This is a genomic window from Mucilaginibacter conchicola (assembly GCF_003432115.1).
GTDB lineage: Bacteria > Bacteroidota > Bacteroidia > Sphingobacteriales > Sphingobacteriaceae > Mucilaginibacter > Mucilaginibacter conchicola.
Genome location: NZ_QWDC01000002.1, coordinates 1,224,981 through 1,241,961, shown reverse-complemented (window position 1 = coordinate 1,241,961; position 16,981 = coordinate 1,224,981). Strand labels below are relative to the sequence as shown.

The following is a 16,981-nucleotide window of genomic DNA, read 5'->3' as shown; positions in this document are numbered from 1 at the left end:
TGTTTTCTTAAGACAGCGGCGATAGCTTTGTTGCCATTATAGCAAATGCAACCCCTGATGTTTGCTGTTTAATTAACGTACTACCCACAACACGTTCAAAAATCGTTAAACATTTTGCCTATGTAACACTGTTTCCGCTTCGCATTTATATACAGGCATAAAAACACAAAAACCGGAGTTGCGCCAACAATTGTCCGGTTCAAGTGATCGCTTGTCAATTAACTCATACCATAAGTCGTTTTAACAATTAACATTTAAATGTATGCAAAAAAAGATTAATGTCAATCTTTTGAAGCAGGCATTCAAGGGTATAACATTAGTTATGCTATTGGTGTTTGCTATCCCGGCCTTTGCCGGAAAAAGCGCTGCCAGCACAGCTGCTATCGAAAACATCACCGGTACGGTTGTAGACGAAACCGACCTTCCATTACCGGGTGTAACCGTAAAAATTAAAAACACAAATATTGCTACCAGTACTGACGTTAAGGGCCATTTCTCTATCAATGCCGATAAAGGGGCAACCTTAGTGTTCAGCTTTGTGGGTTACCTTACACAAGAGGTTACTTATACCGGCAATACTATCAATGTAAAGCTTAAGCCATCGGCCAATATGCTTAACGAGGTTGTGGCCATTGGTTACCAAACCATGCGCAAAAGCGACCTTACCGGCGCCATATCAAGCGTTAAAGCAAGCGAACTTAACACAGTTGCACCTACTGTAGGCCAGGCCCTGGTTGGTAAAGTAGCAGGCGTGCAGGTATCGCAAATATCAGGCGCGCCATACCAAACCACCAAGATCCGCGTACGTGGCGTAGGATCATTACTGGCAAGTTCAGATCCGCTTTACGTTATTGATGGTTACCCTACTACCGACATGAACATCAACCCTGAAGATGTTGAATCTATCGATGTGTTGAAAGATGCTGCTTCTGCTGCCATTTACGGTTCAAGAGCATCTGGCGGTGTGGTGATCATAACTACCAAACGCGGTAAAGAGGGTAAGGGCAAATTTGAGTATGATGTACAAACCGGTATAAGCCAGTTAGGCAAAAAAGTAAAGCTGCTTAACGCTGATGAATTTGCCCAGCTGGTTATTGACGGCCGTAACAATGCCTACCATGACCTTTGGGTTAATACAGGCCATACCTGGAACGATGCTATGATGTCTGACAATAACACAACCCGTGTAGCCAATGTTGGTAACGCAGGTAGTGTGCAGATCCCTGATTATCTTTATGACTTCCCAACCCAAACGTTAAAACACCAAACGGTTAATACCGATTGGCAGGATGAGTTATATCGTAATACACTTTATCAACGCCACACCCTTTCATTCTCGGGCGGTGCTAAAGATGTGCATTATTACATGAGCGGCGGTTACCAGAACCAACCTGGTATTGTTACGGCATCGGGCCAGGAGCGTTATAACTTCAGAGGCAATATTGATGGCGATATCAGCAAAAAGCTCCACGTTGGCGCCAACATGGCCTACACACAAAACTACAACCGCGAAACGCAGGAAGGACGTTTTGACCACGGCCCTATCTTAGGTGCTTTGATCTACATGCCATTCTTCCCGGCGTATAATGAGGATGGTTCATTGGCTACCAACGCAGCAGCGGCACAATCATCAGCTTATGGTTTCCAGAGCATTGAAAACCCTGTTGCACTGGCCGAGCGTACCAAAGTTAGCCGTAAAGGTTACCGTACACTCATCAACGCCAACGCAGCCTACAAGATACTTCCGGAGTTAACATTTAAAGTTAACGTGGGTACAACCAAGTACAACGAAAAATACGAGTATTACCTGCCTACCAGCTTAAGCAACGGTGCAAATCCTCCGGGCTCACCGCAATCAATTGCGGCGGCAACTGCAGCAGCACAAACCACTGATGTAACCGACCAACTTGGCGAGCTTACGCTTAACTACAACAAATCATTCGGCAAACACCATCTGGATGTTTTAGGTGGTTATACCGCACAAAAAAATGTAAGTGATATTGTCAGCGTAATTGCAACAGGTTTCCAGAACGATAATGTTCCTGAAATTACCGGCAAAGGCGCAGGTAACGAGTTTTTTAGGTTATATACCAATTCATTAGCCTTAGGCCAGGGCCTGGGCACAAACGGCCTCGTACCAACAGGTAAATCATCTTACACCTTGTTATCATACCTTGGAAGGGTTAGCTACAACTATGCAGGCAAATACTTCTTAATGGGTAGTTTCCGTGCTGATGGTTCGTCACGTTTTGGGCCGCAAAACAAATATGGTTATTTCCCTTCGGTATCAGCCGGCTGGACATTGTCTGAGGAGCCATTCTACAATAACTTCCTGGGCGAGCAATCAACCGTTAAACTTCGCGCAAGCTGGGGCCGCAGTGGTAACTTCAATATACCTAACAACGGTTACCTTCAAACACTATCAAGCCCAACGGGTGTTGTGTTTGGCAACGGTGGCACCATAGTTTCAGGCACATACTCAAACGGTATGGCCGATGAGAAACTGAGCTGGGAATCTACCTCGCAATACAACTTTGGTACCGATATAACCTTGTTTAAAGGTCGCCTGTCGTTATTGGCTAACTACTACTTAAGCTACTCTCGTGATGTTTTGTACACGCAGCCAATATCAGCTATATCTGGTTCAACCAGCATATTAACCAACCTGCCAAACTCACAGATCCGTAATACCGGGTTTGATTTCCAGGTTGATGGCCGTGTAATATCTACCAAAGATTTCTCATTAAACCTAAGCGGTAACATTTCTATCAACCGCAACATGGTTACTAAATTCGCCGGCAATAGTACCATTATCGTTAACGGTGCCGAGCGTTCATACCTAACCAACATTACCCAACAGGGCCAGCCGGTTGGTATGTTCTACGGCTTTAAAGTAGCCGGTATAGTAACTGCCGATAACATCAACAAAGTAGCACCTTCTGCATCACAATCAAACCCACTGCACGTTGGCGACCTGTACTTTGAAGACACCAACGGTGATGGTATTGTGAACGATGCTGATAAAACCGTTATTGGTAACCCTTACCCTGATTTTACCTACGGTTTTGTGGTTAATCTTAACTACAAAAAGTTTGATTTTACGGCAGGTTTCAACGGCTCGCAAGGTAACCAGATACTTGATGGCCAGGACTACTACCTGTACAATATGGAAGGCTCAGGTAATCAGTACGCAAACGTGGTTGATCGTTACCGCAACGCAGCCAATCCAGGCAATGGTACCGTTTACCGCGCATCGCGCGCGGGTACGCAAAGTAACAGTACCCGTTTATCAACCTTCTATCTGCAAGATGGCTCTTTCCTGCGTTGTAACAACTTAACGTTGGGTTACTCGCTGCCAAAATCGGTTGATAGCAAACTGGGTATTAACAACCTTAGAGTTTTTGCTACGGTAGTAAACGCCTTTACTATTACAAAATACAAAGGTTACAACCCTGAGGTTGATTACAACTACAGCAGTGGTGCTTCTAACAGCACCCAGGCAACAAACCTTGCACCTGGTATAGATTACGGTGTTTACCCGCTTGTTCGCTCATACAACCTGGGCGTTAAGGTTACATTTTAATTGACCACTTTAAACGAATTTGAAGATGAAAAAAAAGATATTAACCATCAGCTGTTTAGCAGCAATATCGCTAACGGTGGTTTCGTGCAAAAAAGATTTTCTTGAACAACCCTCGCCAAACGCTATCGAGGTAAAAGCGAGCTTCCGGTCCCCGGCTGACGTTTTATCGGCAGTTAACGGTATATACCTGTCGCTGCGCAGCAGCAACAATATCGGCGAGAACAGCGGCCTTTGGACCGATGAGCGCTCTGACGATACCGGCCGTAATGATAACCAGTCTAACGCAGGTGAGCCTTTCCAGTTTGGCGATTTTTCATTGTTGCCAAGTAACACTTACTTAAAAAGCCACTGGGTATCGCTGTACACCACCATATCCCGTGCTAATATTGTTCTGGAGAACATTGACAAGGTTACCTTTGCCGATGCCGACCTGAAACAACAATACATAGCCGAATCTAAATTTTTACGCGCAGTGATGTATTTCCACCTGGTACGTACCTGGGGCGATGTGCCTTTGGTAACTAAATCTTTCACTACGGTTGATGAAGTAAATGCGGCCACTTTCCGCGAGAAACAAGCTACCGTTTACGCGCAAATAGTTGCCGACCTGAAAGATGCCTTAAACAGCACCCTGCCTAACCTGCAAACCGGTGCTGGTATCGGTCGCGCTTCAAAAGCTGCTATCAATGCAACATTGGGCCAGGTGTATTTAACCATGGCAACCACGCAAGACCAGGCAAACCGTACTGCTAATTTAAACAATGCCAAAACTTACCTGCTTGCGGCTTACAACGTACGCACATTCGGCGCTTTAAGCAGCATCCCTTATACCGATGTATTTGATGTGGCTAAAAAGGCAAGCTGCCCTGAGTTGATATGGCAAATTGTTAACAAACAAGGCGACCCAACCTACAGCTCATCAATTGCCTACAACAACCAGGCAAAAGGCGAAACCATTAACTCGCTTAAACCAAACTCTGGTGTGGGCGGTAACGTAACTCCCGATCTGATCAAAGATTATGAAACAGGCGACCCTCGTATGGCTTTCTCTGTAAAGTATGCCAATGATCCTATCGTAAAAGATTATTTCATTACCAAGTTCAGGGATGCAAGCGCCTTGGCTTCAAACCTTGGCTACGGCGGCAACGATTGGATCCTGATCCGTTATGCTGATGTGATACTGATGCTGGCCGAAGTAAACAGTTACCTTGGCGATAATACAACCGCTATCAGCTACCTTGATATGGTTCGTACACGCGCAGGCATGCCGGGCTACACGGCATCGTTAACCAATGCAACGTATGCCGCAAAATATCCAAACCTGCGTTTGGCTATTTTACATGAGCGCCGCGTAGAGCTGGCGTTTGAGCACCATCGCTGGTTCGACTTGCTGCGCACCTTTACCACCGATGAACTGGTAGCATACTTCAGGGCAAAAAGCCAGGCCGATTTCGGTATTCCTAAACTGGCCAACTTTACCACAAAAGACAGGTATTTTCCTATTCCTTTTGATGAGTATAAGTTAAATCCCGAGAAAATGTACCAAAACCCGGGCTATTTATAATATCATTGAAGGGGGATCAAAAGTCCCCCTTTTTTATTTGCACCTGATATGAAACTGAAACTTACCGTACTTGCTCTACTGCTTGCCGCCGGCCAAACCTTTGCCCAAAACAAAGTGATGGTTACCGCCCATCGCGGCGACTGGCGCAATGCTCCCGAGAACTCCCTGCGAGCCTTTGAACTGGCTACAGCAATGGGCGTTGATATTGTTGAGCTCGACCTTAATATAACCAAAGATGGCATACTGGTTATTATGCACGACCAGACCATTGACCGTACCACCAACGGCAAAGGCAAACCAGCAGATTACACTTTAGAAGAAATCAAAAAATTCGGACTGCGCAATGGCCTTGGCCGCGTTACCCGCAATACCATCCCTACCTTTAAAGAAGTAATGCTGGCGCTAAAAGGCAAACCTGTAATGGTAAACCTCGATAAAAGCTACCCTTACTATCGCGAAGCTTATGCAGTACTTAAAGAAACCGGCACCCTAAAACAAGCTATTTTTAAGGCAGAGGTAACCTATCCTATCCTTAAAGAACGCTATACAACCTTGATAGACAGCATTACGTATATGCCGGTGGTTAACATGGATAAACCGGATGCCAGAGCCGTAATAAACGATTACCTACAGCACATGAAACCATGGGCTTTTGAGCTGAACTTTAAGACCGATACATCATCTATTCTAAAGGACAATAAGTTCATCAGGAAAACTGGCGCAAGGGTTTGGTTAAACTCGCTTTGGGCATCGCTCAACGCAGGCCACGATGATGACCTTGCCGTTGAAGAAGGCAACAAAAACGACAGCTGGGACTGGCTGCTTGCCCATGGCGCTACAGTGCTACAAACAGACCGCCCGAGGGAGCTGATACTTTACCTGGAAAGCTTACATCTGCGGAAGAAACCGCTACAAAAGTAATTACAGCCTATCTGGATAATCGGAGATAATGCCGTCAACACCAAGGGCTTTAACAGAGGCTATGTCTTCGGGTTTGTTTACCGTCCATGGCAGTACTTTTATGCCGAGGGCATGGCAATCATCAACCACCTGCTTGTTCAACATTTTAAAGTCGGGACTGTAAATGGTTGGTTTAAAACTTAAGCTTGAAAGATTTTCTTTCAGGCTTTTTTTATTGACTACCAGGAAAGCAGTTGGCACCTTAGGGTATTGTTTATGGATGATCTCCAGCGTCCGCGGATCGAATGATTGGATGATCGTCCTCGCCAAGACGTTTTTCTTAACCAGCACAGCCATCAATAGGTCAACAAATTCCTGCGGGGCGGGATGCTCGGTATTATCGCTTTCGGGCCTAAGCTTGGTTTCGATATTGTAGTGAGGCGGCTTGGCTCCTTTTTGTTTGGCATAGGCTTCCACGCTATCTATCAGTTCGGCCAGCACTGGGATATGCTCTTTAATTTTCTGCTGCTGAGGGAACAAGGGATAAAATTTGCTGCCTACATCATAGCCCCTAATATCACTGTAAGGCATATCATACATGCGTAATGAGGTTGCTTCCTGCTTAGTGATGCTATCACCGTTAGGCTTTAACGAAAAGGCCGGGTTAATGTATTGATCGTGTGATACAACGGGCAATTTTTCTTTCGTGAAAGAGATATCCATCTCCAGCGTAACCCCCAGATCAACTGCTTTCTTCATGGATGAGAGGGTATTCTCCGGCATCAATCCACGGCCGCCGCGGTGGCCCTGCTTATCAAAAGCCTGTTGTGCTTTTACAAATGAAAAACTTAAAACGGACAGACTGCTCAACAAGATAGTTTTTACAAGTTTCATAGATACTGCTAAAATAAAAAGCCGGTCGTAAAATACCTTGCTGCCTTTAGCTGATTGTATATTTTAGTTTGCCATTACGTTAAGCGATTTTAATAAATCCTGCTGACATACCCTTGTCACTCCGCTGCCGCAGTTTTGCATAAACAAAAAGTAAAAACCCATGAATTTAGCATCAGTAAGAATTATCACTGCGGATATTGAGCCATTAGTAAAGTTTTATGAAGACGTAACCGGCAGTAAAATTATTATGTACACACCCGATTTTGCCGAGCTGCAAACCCCGCAGGCAACTTTGGCTATTGGCAGTACCAACACACTGGCACTCTTCGGCGGCAACGAAATTGCAGAAACAGCAGCCAATCGCTCGGTAATTATCGAGTTTAGGGTAGATGATGTGGATAAACGCTATGAAGAAATAGCAGGCACTATTGGCGATAAACTTGTTCAAGCGCCCACCACTATGCCTTGGGGTAACCGCTCCCTGCTATTCCGCGACCCTGATGGTAACCTGGTCAATTTTTTTACGCCCGTTTCGCCGGAAGCTAAGCAGCGGTTTGGTGTTTAGTTAACCCAACTCAGCGTTTTCAGTAGCATGTGCATGTAATTCATCTGTGCAGTAGGTGCCGTTCCACTCGGCAATTTGTTGCAGGATGGGCAGCAGCGCCAGGCCGCGTTCAGTAAGTCCGTATTCAACCCGCGGGGGCAATTCTTTAAATTCCTCGCGGGTTATGATCCCATCTTTTTCCAACTCCTGCAAGGTGGTGGTCAATACTTTTCTTGATATAATGTGGATACTGGCCGCTATCTGCCCGAAGCGGGCTTTACGTTCGCGCAGTACCCATATCACAATAGGTTTCCATTTGGTGCCTAAAATGCCCATCGATCGCTGCATGTTGCAGTTGCTGTATTTTAAATTTTGAGCTTGCATTCTACTAATAGTTACCTATTGGTTACTACTAACAACCAATATTAGTTACAAAAGTAAACTAAAGTATTTTACTTTGCATCATCAAAATTTAAGATAATGAGCTACGAACAATTTTTTTCGCCGTTTAAACATAAAAGCCTTCAACTGCGCAACCGCTTTGTGATGGCCCCCATGACACGCGTTCAATCTCCTGATGGCGTACCTACCCAACAGGTAGCCGACTATTACGGCCGCCGCGCCGCTGCAGATGTGGGCTTAATTGTTACCGAAGGAACAGTTATCGACCGCCCATCGGCTAAGAACTTGAAAGACATCCCCAACTTCCACGGAGATGACGCCCTGCAAAACTGGAAGCACATTGCCGATACCGTACACGCTAATGGCGGCGCCATTGCACCGCAGATATGGCACGTGGGCAATACGCCCTACGGATGGCAGCCACCAGCGCCGTTCGAGAGCCCGGCAACCATGTCGCTGAATGATATCCATGATACCATTGAGGCATTTGGCCGTGCAGCCAAAGCCGCCAAAGAGATAGGTTTTGACGCCGTTGAGATCCACGGTGCGCATGGCTATCTGATAGACCAGTTCTTTTGGGACAAAACCAATAACCGCACCGATGAGTATGGTGGTAAAACCCTTAAAGAGCGTACCCGCTTTGGAGTGGATGTAGTAAAGGCCATCCGCGCTGCTGTTGGCGATGACCTTGCTATTATCCTGCGCCTGTCACAATGGAAAGGTTCTGATTTCGACGCCAAAATGGCTCAAACCCCGCAGGAGCTCGAAAACTGGGTACAGCCATTGGCCGATGCCGGTGTTGATATTTTCCACGGTTCGCAACGCCGTTACTGGGAGCCCGAGTTTGAAGGATCAGACCTGAACTTTGCGGGCTGGATAAAAAAGATAACCGGTGCACCAACCATCACGGTAGGCTCGGTAGGCTTAAATGCCGATGTGGTAAGTTTCTTTGCCGGTGGCCAGGGAGCCGAAAGCGCAAGCTTTGACGAACTGCTTCGCCGTTTTGAGCGTGGTGACTTTGACCTGATAGCCGTTGGCCGCCAATTACTGCAAGACCCTGAGTGGGTGAAGAAAATTAAAGAAGACCGTTTAGATGAGATCCGCGCGTTTGAATCTGCAAGCGCAGGTATCTATCACTAAAAACAAAAATAAAAGGCTAACACCATAACTCGGTGTTAGCCTTTTATCATCAGTTTACCTGCTTCAAAAAATCGCATAAAAGCGGCGAGTTCAGTATCTCGGGAATAACACCATTCCCTGTCACGGTTATTATCTTCTTACCGAATATATCGGTCGATTTTTCCACCTTTGATGCTACAGCGCCATTACCGTCGCGGATAGTTACCGATTTATTGCCGAATATATCGGTGCCCCGCTCAATGGAAGCGAGGGGAGTTCCGTTTCCGTTCACCTTTGTAGTAACGTTACCAAAAATATCAGTTGAATTTTCCGCGGTCAGTTCTGTTCTGCCGTTTCCGTCAGACACTATTAGTTTCTTATTGCCAAAAATATCGGTAGAGTTTTCTATAACGGTTTGTTTGCCGTTGTAACCATCAGAAATGGTTATGGTTTTGCGACCAAAAACATCGGTTGACTCTTTGCTTTGCTGTAGCACTTTAGAATACTCATCTGTTACGGTCACTATCCTGTTACCGAAAACATCGCGCTTTATAGTGGTTATTTTAATGATCCTGAGATCGGGTCCGCGTACGGTTTCCGTACTATCTCCAAGAAAGTTTTTTCCGCGTTCAATAGAATAAGATTGCGCCGATACGGTACCGGCCAGCACCATCAGCAAAACGAATAGGTAAGGTATTTTCATCAGATTTAGATTGAATGTGATACCTGTTCGACCGTGCAGTAACCCGATAGTTTAAACCCCGAACCAAATAAATCCGGGCAGGCCTTTTAATCAGGAACCACCCGGATCATCCTATAAACCTTTTGAAATATCGAACACCGAATTTTGAATGCAGAATAATGAACTTCATCATTCAAAATTCTACATTCAGTGTTGGGTGTTACCCTTTTTAAACTAAGCCCAATCCTTTCAGGATGCTTTCCAACTGCGCGGTCTCAGTAGTGGACAAAGCTTGTAATGGTCTTCTTAACTCGCCGCCTTCAACGCCAATCAACTCCAAACCGGCTTTTATGGAACGAGGTAGGCCCGTAGCTACAATAAAGCGCAGCAGGTCTATCTGTTTCAGAAAAATGCTTTGGGCACTTTTCAAGTCGTTTTGTTGGATGGCATTGTACAGGCCTATGTTTAGCCCGGGGATGAGGTTTGATGCCGCAGTACACCAACCCGTTGCACCGGCAGCAAAAGCAGCAAGCGCCAATGGGTTTGATCCGTTATAGAAAGCCACCTCTTCGCCTAACTCTCGTTTAAGGAAGTGCATACGTTGCACATCGCCGGTGCTTTCTTTTATCATGGTTACATTGGGTATTTCCAGCAAGCGTTTCAGCAAAGCCGGCGACATATCCACACCGCCGATAGCCGGGTTATTGTAAGCCATTATAGGCACATTTATTTTTGACGCCACAGCATCATAATGTTTTACTATTTCATCATCGGTAAGCTTCCAGTAACTCATCGGGATGATCATAATGGCAGTGGCGCCCGCCTTCTCTGCAAATTGCGCATGATAAATAGTACGCTCGGTAGTGAGGTTTGATACGCCAACCAGCACCGGTACACGGCCTGCAACCTGTTCAATGGCTGCTTCGGTGACGGCCTCTTTCTCGGCATCGGTTAAATAAGGTAAAACGCCTGTACTACCCAGCGGCGCAATACCATGCGAGCCGGCAGCCACCAGGCGCTCTACCTGGGTTTTAAAAAGGGGGATATCTACTTTTTCTTGTTTATCAAAAGGAGTAATGGGATAAGATATGATCCCTTTAAATGGTACTTGTTTCATGTTGATGGGGTTTTAAATGTTTATGAATTATCGCTGGCGAATTGACTCACCCGGTCTACGCTCCGCTGGCCCACCCTCTCTTCGCTGCGCGAAAAGAGGGATAAAAAAATCTCGCTCCTTACCCTCTTTGCTGCTTGCAGCAGAGCGGGTCGACAATCCGCCGCGGCGGAGATGTCGGGGTGAGTCTACTATGCAAGCGACTGTTGATTTACAGATCTCTGCCTTCTTCCTCGCGTAACGCTACGCCAAGGTTTTGCAGTTGTGGTGCGTTCTCACATGCAATGTATTTTGCAGGCTCGGTATCGCTCATGTTTTGGTGGCAGTGCCATGCCCATGATGGAATGTAAACTGCATCGCCTTTTTGCCATTCCACTTTTTCGCCTTCTACTTCGGTATAGCCTTTACCTTCCAGCACGTACAAAACAGTCTCATAAGTATGCCGGTGTTTGTTGGTGAGCTGGCCGGGTAGCAAACCGCCTATAGTCATGCTTACGTTTTTACTGGGTAGGTCGACAAAGAAAACGGGGTGCTTACGTTCGGTTGAGAATTGGTTGTGTTCGCCAGCATTCTCTACATTGCGGTGTACCAGGTGCGAAGGTTTCACAAAAACCGGCCTTGCATAGGTTTTATGAAAATCTTTTGAGCTGAATGCTTTCTGTTCATCATGGATAGCTGTCCTGATCTCAGTTTCGGGGGTTAATTCTGTATTTGCCATTGTCTTAAAAATTTACGGTGTAATGCATTATTGCATTACAAAATTGCGGTATATTTGGACTGCCTTACTGATACAGAATTTAGAAAATAAGGTAGTCCAGATATGCTTAGACCATGGGACCTGCAAATACCAATTGATGTAACCTGCGAACGTGCTTTTTATATCCAGATAGCCGATGCCATCATCAGCGCCATAAAAGCAGGCAAGCTGCAAAGCGGCGACCCGCTGCCCGGCAGCAGGCAACTGGCAGGCCAGCTAAAGCTGAACAGGAATACCATTATTGATGCACTGGATGTTTTATTGGCCGAGGGCTGGCTCATCTCTAAAGAGCGCAAAGGCACATTTATAGCCGATAAGCTTCCCACTTTTAATGATGCCAAACAACGCGCTAAAGAACCTGCTGAAGAGAAGCGCGCAGTACTGCCCGATATTATTTTTGATGATGGCGTGCCCGATACGCGCATAGCCCCCATCACCGAATTAGCGGGTGCTTACCGGCAGATATTTAACCGTAAAGGCCGCTGGCAAATGATGGGCTATAGCGAAGCAGATGGTGACGGAGATTTTAAAAATGCCATTGTGCAAATGCTGAACTACAAGCGTGGCATGCGCCTTACCGCAGATGAGGTTTTTATAACCCGCGGCAGCCAAATGGCCATGTACCTCAGCGCACATTGCCTGCTGCAACCCGGCGACCAGGTTGTGATAGAAAACCCGGGCTATCGGCCGGCATGGCAGGCTTTTGAAAGTGCCGGCGCACAACTACTGCCTATTAATGTTGATAAGGACGGACTGGACGTTGAGGAACTGAGCCGATTGTTAAACAAGCCTAACAAAATAAAAGCTATTTACATCACACCGCATCACCAGTTCCCTACTACGGTTACGTTGAGCTTACAACGGCGGCTGGAATTGATAGCACTCTCCAACCAACACGGTTTTACTATCATAGAGGATGATTATGATAACGAATTCCATTTTGGGCAGCGGCCGGTATTGCCTGTTAGTAGTTTTGAGAATATCGAACATTTTGTGTACGTAGGAACCATGAGTAAGATAGTGGCCCCCGCCCTGCGCACAGGCTACCTGGCATCGTCAAACGCACTGATAAAAAAGGTTGGCGCGCTGCGCAAAATAATAGATGCCCAAGGCGATAATATGATGGAGCAAGCTTTGCTGCAGTTGATAAACGATGGCCATATTAAACGCCACCTGCGCCGGGCCACCCTGCTTTATAAAAGCAAGCGCGATGTGTTTGAGAACATCATCAACCAGCACCTTGCAGATAAGGTAGTTTTCCAGAAACCCGAGGGCGGCTTAGCATTTTGGCTGCAACCCAAAGAGAGTATTGATCTTGACGCATTATCAAAAAGGCTTTTAAGCAAAGGCGTACAGATCCTCTCTCCGCAAGGCTTCAGCTTCGGTAAACCGGTGAGTGGGTTACGCCTTGGCTATGGCTCATTGAAAGAGCAACAACTGGAAGAGGGTATTAAAATGATAGCAAAACTTTGGTAAGCCCTACTTATTCATCTCCCGCCCGGCTTGTATAACCGCCTGGTTAACTTCTCTGATGCGCTTGGTTTCCATTTTCTCCACCTTACGATCGTAGGTTAGCACACCGTTCACTTCGTGTTCAACATCGGTAGTTTGGGTATAGATGGCTACGCTTAGGCCTTTGTATTTCATCAGCTGCTCTACGCGGTCTAACAGGAAAACATACCTGTCGGTTAACCTTGCTTTGGTAGGCTCATAATCATAAGCATTATTCTCTACCGGCCACATGTGGTCGCGCACAAACAAGCCCACGCCGCCAAATTCGCCTAACGAGGCTGCCCGTTTAGCATCAGGTACGGATGCACCATACGGACCAACATAGATGTGCGTATCCACGTAATCGCCATTGCCGGGGTCGCCGTAAGGTTTTTGGTAGTCGGGGTTATTGTTAAAACCAGAGTTACCGTTCACCAGGCGCGATGGATCATATTGTTTTGTCCAGTTGGTGATGTTCTTTACGTCAAAGGCACCCCAGTTCTCGTTAAACGGCACCCAGGTAACAATAGAAGGCGAATTATAATGCTCATCTATAATTGCTTTCCACTCTTTACGGAACACGCGGCGGTTAACCGTAGTATCTTCATTTTGGTACCAGATAGCCGGCATATCCTGCCAAACCATCAGGCCCATTTTATCGGCCCAGTAGTAAAAACGCTGTGGCTCGGTTTTCATGTGCTTACGGATGAGGTTGTAGCCCGCGTTTTTGGTATATTCTATATCAAACTTGAGGGCCTCTTCTGTAGGGGCAGTTAATACACCATCCGGCCAGTAGCCTTGGTCAAGCAGGCCCAATTGCATCATAAACTTTCCGTTGATGAACGGGCGCACAACACCATTAAGCTTAGCCAGCTTGATATCGCGCATACCAAAATAGCTGCTCACCTCATCGGCTACACTGGCATTGCTGTTATGCAGGGTTATCTTCAGGTCGTATAAAAACGGGTTCTCCGGCGACCATAGTTCGGGCTTATCAATTGGCAAATAAAAATAAGTGCCCGAGGTTGCTTTAGCTTGCGATACTTCTTTTCTGCCGTTTAACGCAACTGCAGTAACACTACCTGCGCCACTGGTATTTACCAAAACTTTAAGGCGTTTGCCGTCCACATCGGGCAACAGCTTTATCCCGGTAATGTGTGTGTGTGCAACAGGTTCCAGCCAAACCGTTTGCCAGATGCCTGAGCTAAAGGTATAATCGCCGCGCGGGCCGTTCTTACCGCTTGGGGCTTTACCGTCGTTAGGGTCATAGGCCGCTACCACTATTGTGTTCTTGCCTTTTAACAAATACGGCGTAATGTTAAAACTGAAACCATCATACCCGCCCGAGTGGCTCCCCACCTTTTTACCGTTGATGAAAACGGTTGCATCGTGGTCAACGGCGCCAAAGTTTACCAGCACATCTTTACCTTTCCATGAAGCAGGGATCTCAAACGTACGGCGGTACCACAGGTTGATTTCCTGCTTTTTCTGTATGCCTGATAGATAAGACTCAGGGCAGTAAGGCACCAATATCTTCTGATTAACCCCTTCAAATGATGCTGCACTTTGCGGGTTCAATGCATTCGGTGCCGATTTACCACCCGTGTAATCCCACTTACCGTTAAGGTTCAGCCAGTCGGTACGTTGCAATTGCGGGCGTGGATATTCATTCAGCGGTACTTCTGCTTTTTGAGCCGCTTCTGTCCATGGGGTTGGTAGTTTGGCTTGTTGGGCGTAAACCCTTGCAGAACAAACGAGCAACAAGGCCAAACAGAAATTTCTTGAAGCAATGGTTATTGATGTCATCATTTTCAGGCAGATTGGAGTTCCAATATATAGCATTTATGTAAAACTGACAATTAATCGCACAAAAAACGCCGGGCTTATAAAAAAGCACCGGCGCAAGGGGTAGTGAAAACGATTCGGAAAAAGGCAGTCTGCTTATCCTTTTACATCGGCCATTGAAGCGCCGAAGTTAATGTGCAATACATTGCCATTAGGCGTAATTAAAGCTGGTACCGATTTTACGCCTGCAGCTTCGGCCTCGGCAATACGTGCGCGGTCTTCGCCAATGTTAACTACTTCTACATTTGGTTCGCCTATAAGGCTAACAATGTCTTGCTCTGCACTAACACAAACAGGGCAACCTGCGTGATAAAAAATTGATTTTGCCATTTTATTGATCTTAAATTTTTGAACTGTTTATGGCTACAAACTTAGTCGGTAGTATTACGCACATGCTCATCCAGTTTGGTAATTTGCAGGGTAAACTGGCTTGCCATTATTCTTTACTTCTAACCGGAATAAAGCCTATCTTGCTATGGATTTTATCATCACAAAACCTAAATACTTATGGACAAAAATTTACGCGCCACCCCTGGTGTTTATATTACCGAAACCAACGCATTCGGCAATTCGGTTGTGCCCGTGGCTACAGCGGTACCGGCATTTATAGGATATACGGCGCAGGCTGCGTATGAAGGCAGATCGTACACAAACGTTGCGCAAAAGATAACATCGTTTGCAGAGTTCGAGGCTCTCTACTGCCTGCCAGATCCGCCTGCTCCTGCTAACCCCGCAAAACAATACAGCCCGCAATACTATCTTGTGCCGCAAAAAAGCCAGCCAACAACATCAAACTACCTGGTTCTTGACGGCGCTTACTACCTTTATGTACCCGATCCAAACTCGATATACTACCTCTACAACAGCGTGCAGCTATTTTACCAGAATGGTGGCGGCGATGCATATATTGTTTCGGTAGGGGGGTATGGCCCGCTATCGGGTAATCCGGCGGATTCCAATGATCGATTTGTTAATCCCAATGTTAAATTAAACGACCTGCTTGGCGGCCTCGCTTTGTTAGCGAATGAACAGGAACCTACCATGTACATTTGCCCGGAGGCAACGCTATTGTCAATGGCAGATAACGGCACTTTAATGCAGGAGATGTTACTGCAAAGCTCAAATATGCAAACAGCCATCAGCATTTTTGATATTATTGGCGGCAAAACGCCCGACCCTGTCCTGTACACTAATGATATCACTAATTTCAGGAACAACACAGGCGTAAACGGGCTTGATTACGGCACGGCATATTATCCTTTTATAGGGAGTGATATTGTGGAACAATCTAATATAGATTACACTAATTTATTTGGTGGTGATACTAAGCAATTGGCAGTCATCATCAACCCGCCGGCAAACCCGGATAGTACAATTACCTCAATTTTAAATGCCATACAATCGGACACATCTACGCAAACTGTAAATCAATTAAATACTGCCCTGTTAAACGCAAGTAAAAACTATTCGGTTATTATGCAGGTTGTTTTAGCCGACCTGAATATACTACCACCCAGCGGCGCAATGGCCGGAGTAATGACCACTATTGATAACCAGGAAGGTGTATGGCAAGCACCAGCCAACACATCTATTGTAGGAGCTGTGTCCTTGCCAATAAAGTTATCTGAAAGCCAGCAGGCTAATCTTAACGTAGATGCAGTATCCGGTAAATCTATTAACGCTATCCGATTTTTTAACGGTATAGGCATCTTAATTTGGGGGGCGCGTACATTAGACGGGAATAGCCAGGATTGGAAATACCTTTCTGTACGGCGTACCATGATCATGCTCGAACAATCGTGCAAACTGGCGGCGCAACCTTACGTGTTTCAACCAAACGACAACAATACATGGGCAGCCGTTATAGCAATGATAAGCAATTTCCTAACCTCGGTATGGAAACAGGGCGGCTTACAGGGGGCCACAGCCTCTGATGCCTTTAGTGTTGCATGCGGACTTGGCACTACCATGACCGCACAGGATATTCTCGACGGATTTATGAACGTAACCATTAAAGTTGCAGTTGTACGCCCTGCAGAGTTTATAGTGATCTCCTTTCAGCAACAAATGGCAACCAATTAACAAT

The 16,981-nt window shown here is 46.1% G+C and carries 14 protein-coding genes; 7 read left to right on the top strand and 7 right to left on the bottom strand.

Annotation, left to right across the window (positions count from 1 at the left end):
- Positions 1–262: 262 nt before the first annotated feature.
- From D0C36_RS15240 to D0C36_RS15230, 3 genes are read left to right on the top strand one after another with little or no spacing between them, the layout of a single operon-like run.
- On the top strand, positions 263–3,583 hold the full coding sequence (locus D0C36_RS15240) for a SusC/RagA family TonB-linked outer membrane protein (protein WP_117392459.1): 3,321 nt from the start codon (positions 263–265) through the stop codon (positions 3,581–3,583).
- Between the two features lie 25 nt (positions 3,584–3,608).
- Entirely contained in the window at positions 3,609–5,147 is a 1,539-nt protein-coding gene (locus D0C36_RS15235; protein ID WP_117392458.1) for a RagB/SusD family nutrient uptake outer membrane protein, read from the top strand.
- Positions 5,148–5,195: 48 nt separating this feature from the next.
- Positions 5,196–6,068 carry a glycerophosphodiester phosphodiesterase family protein gene (locus D0C36_RS15230; protein WP_117392457.1) on the top strand — a complete coding sequence of 291 codons (873 nt, stop codon included), beginning with the start codon at positions 5,196–5,198 and terminating at the stop codon, positions 6,066–6,068.
- On the opposite strand, the gene D0C36_RS15225 is transcribed toward D0C36_RS15230, so the two are convergent.
- Positions 6,069–6,941 carry a glycerophosphodiester phosphodiesterase family protein gene (locus D0C36_RS15225; RefSeq protein ID WP_117392456.1) on the bottom strand — a complete coding sequence of 291 codons (873 nt, stop codon included), beginning with the start codon at positions 6,939–6,941 and terminating at the stop codon, positions 6,069–6,071.
- Positions 6,942–7,101: 160 nt separating this feature from the next.
- Between D0C36_RS15225 and D0C36_RS15220 the strand changes: the two genes are divergently transcribed.
- Complete coding sequence (locus D0C36_RS15220; protein WP_117392455.1) at positions 7,102–7,506, top strand: VOC family protein; 405 nt, start codon at positions 7,102–7,104, stop codon at positions 7,504–7,506.
- Here the strand turns inward: D0C36_RS15220 and D0C36_RS15215 are convergent, their stop codons facing one another.
- Entirely contained in the window at positions 7,507–7,869 is a 363-nt protein-coding gene (locus tag D0C36_RS15215; protein WP_199502034.1) for a winged helix-turn-helix transcriptional regulator, read from the bottom strand.
- 96 nt (positions 7,870–7,965) lie between these two features.
- Between D0C36_RS15215 and D0C36_RS15210 the strand changes: the two genes are divergently transcribed.
- Positions 7,966–9,027 (top strand): NADH:flavin oxidoreductase, encoded by a 1,062-nt coding sequence (locus D0C36_RS15210; RefSeq protein WP_117392454.1) that lies wholly within the window; start codon positions 7,966–7,968, stop codon positions 9,025–9,027.
- Between the two features lie 49 nt (positions 9,028–9,076).
- Here the strand turns inward: D0C36_RS15210 and D0C36_RS15205 are convergent, their stop codons facing one another.
- From D0C36_RS15205 to D0C36_RS15195, 3 genes are all read right to left on the bottom strand, one after another.
- Positions 9,077–9,709 carry a hypothetical protein gene (locus tag D0C36_RS15205; protein ID WP_147322002.1) on the bottom strand — a complete coding sequence of 211 codons (633 nt, stop codon included), beginning with the start codon at positions 9,707–9,709 and terminating at the stop codon, positions 9,077–9,079.
- Between the two features lie 208 nt (positions 9,710–9,917).
- Positions 9,918–10,805 (bottom strand): dihydrodipicolinate synthase family protein, encoded by an 888-nt coding sequence (locus D0C36_RS15200; RefSeq protein ID WP_117392452.1) that lies wholly within the window; start codon positions 10,803–10,805, stop codon positions 9,918–9,920.
- Positions 10,806–11,013: 208 nt separating this feature from the next.
- Complete coding sequence (locus tag D0C36_RS15195) at positions 11,014–11,520, bottom strand: cupin domain-containing protein (protein ID WP_117392451.1); 507 nt, start codon at positions 11,518–11,520, stop codon at positions 11,014–11,016.
- A gap of 102 nt (positions 11,521–11,622) precedes the next feature.
- On the opposite strand from D0C36_RS15195, the gene pdxR reads away from it, so the two are divergent.
- Positions 11,623–13,035: a MocR-like pyridoxine biosynthesis transcription factor PdxR gene (gene pdxR, locus D0C36_RS15190; protein ID WP_117392450.1), complete on the top strand. Its 1,413-nt coding sequence runs from the start codon at positions 11,623–11,625 to the stop codon at positions 13,033–13,035.
- A gap of 3 nt (positions 13,036–13,038) precedes the next feature.
- Here the strand turns inward: pdxR and D0C36_RS15185 are convergent, their stop codons facing one another.
- Complete coding sequence (locus D0C36_RS15185) at positions 13,039–14,859, bottom strand: glycoside hydrolase family 2 protein (RefSeq protein ID WP_233524494.1); 1,821 nt, start codon at positions 14,857–14,859, stop codon at positions 13,039–13,041.
- A 132-nt stretch (positions 14,860–14,991) separates the two neighbouring features.
- A complete protein-coding gene (locus tag D0C36_RS15180; RefSeq protein WP_117392448.1) occupies positions 14,992–15,225 on the bottom strand; it encodes a thioredoxin family protein in 234 nt (77 codons plus the stop codon).
- A 177-nt stretch (positions 15,226–15,402) separates the two neighbouring features.
- On the opposite strand from D0C36_RS15180, the gene D0C36_RS15175 reads away from it, so the two are divergent.
- A complete protein-coding gene (locus tag D0C36_RS15175) occupies positions 15,403–16,977 on the top strand; it encodes a phage tail sheath family protein (RefSeq protein WP_117392447.1) in 1,575 nt (524 codons plus the stop codon).
- The last annotated feature ends 4 nt before the right edge of the window (positions 16,978–16,981 follow it).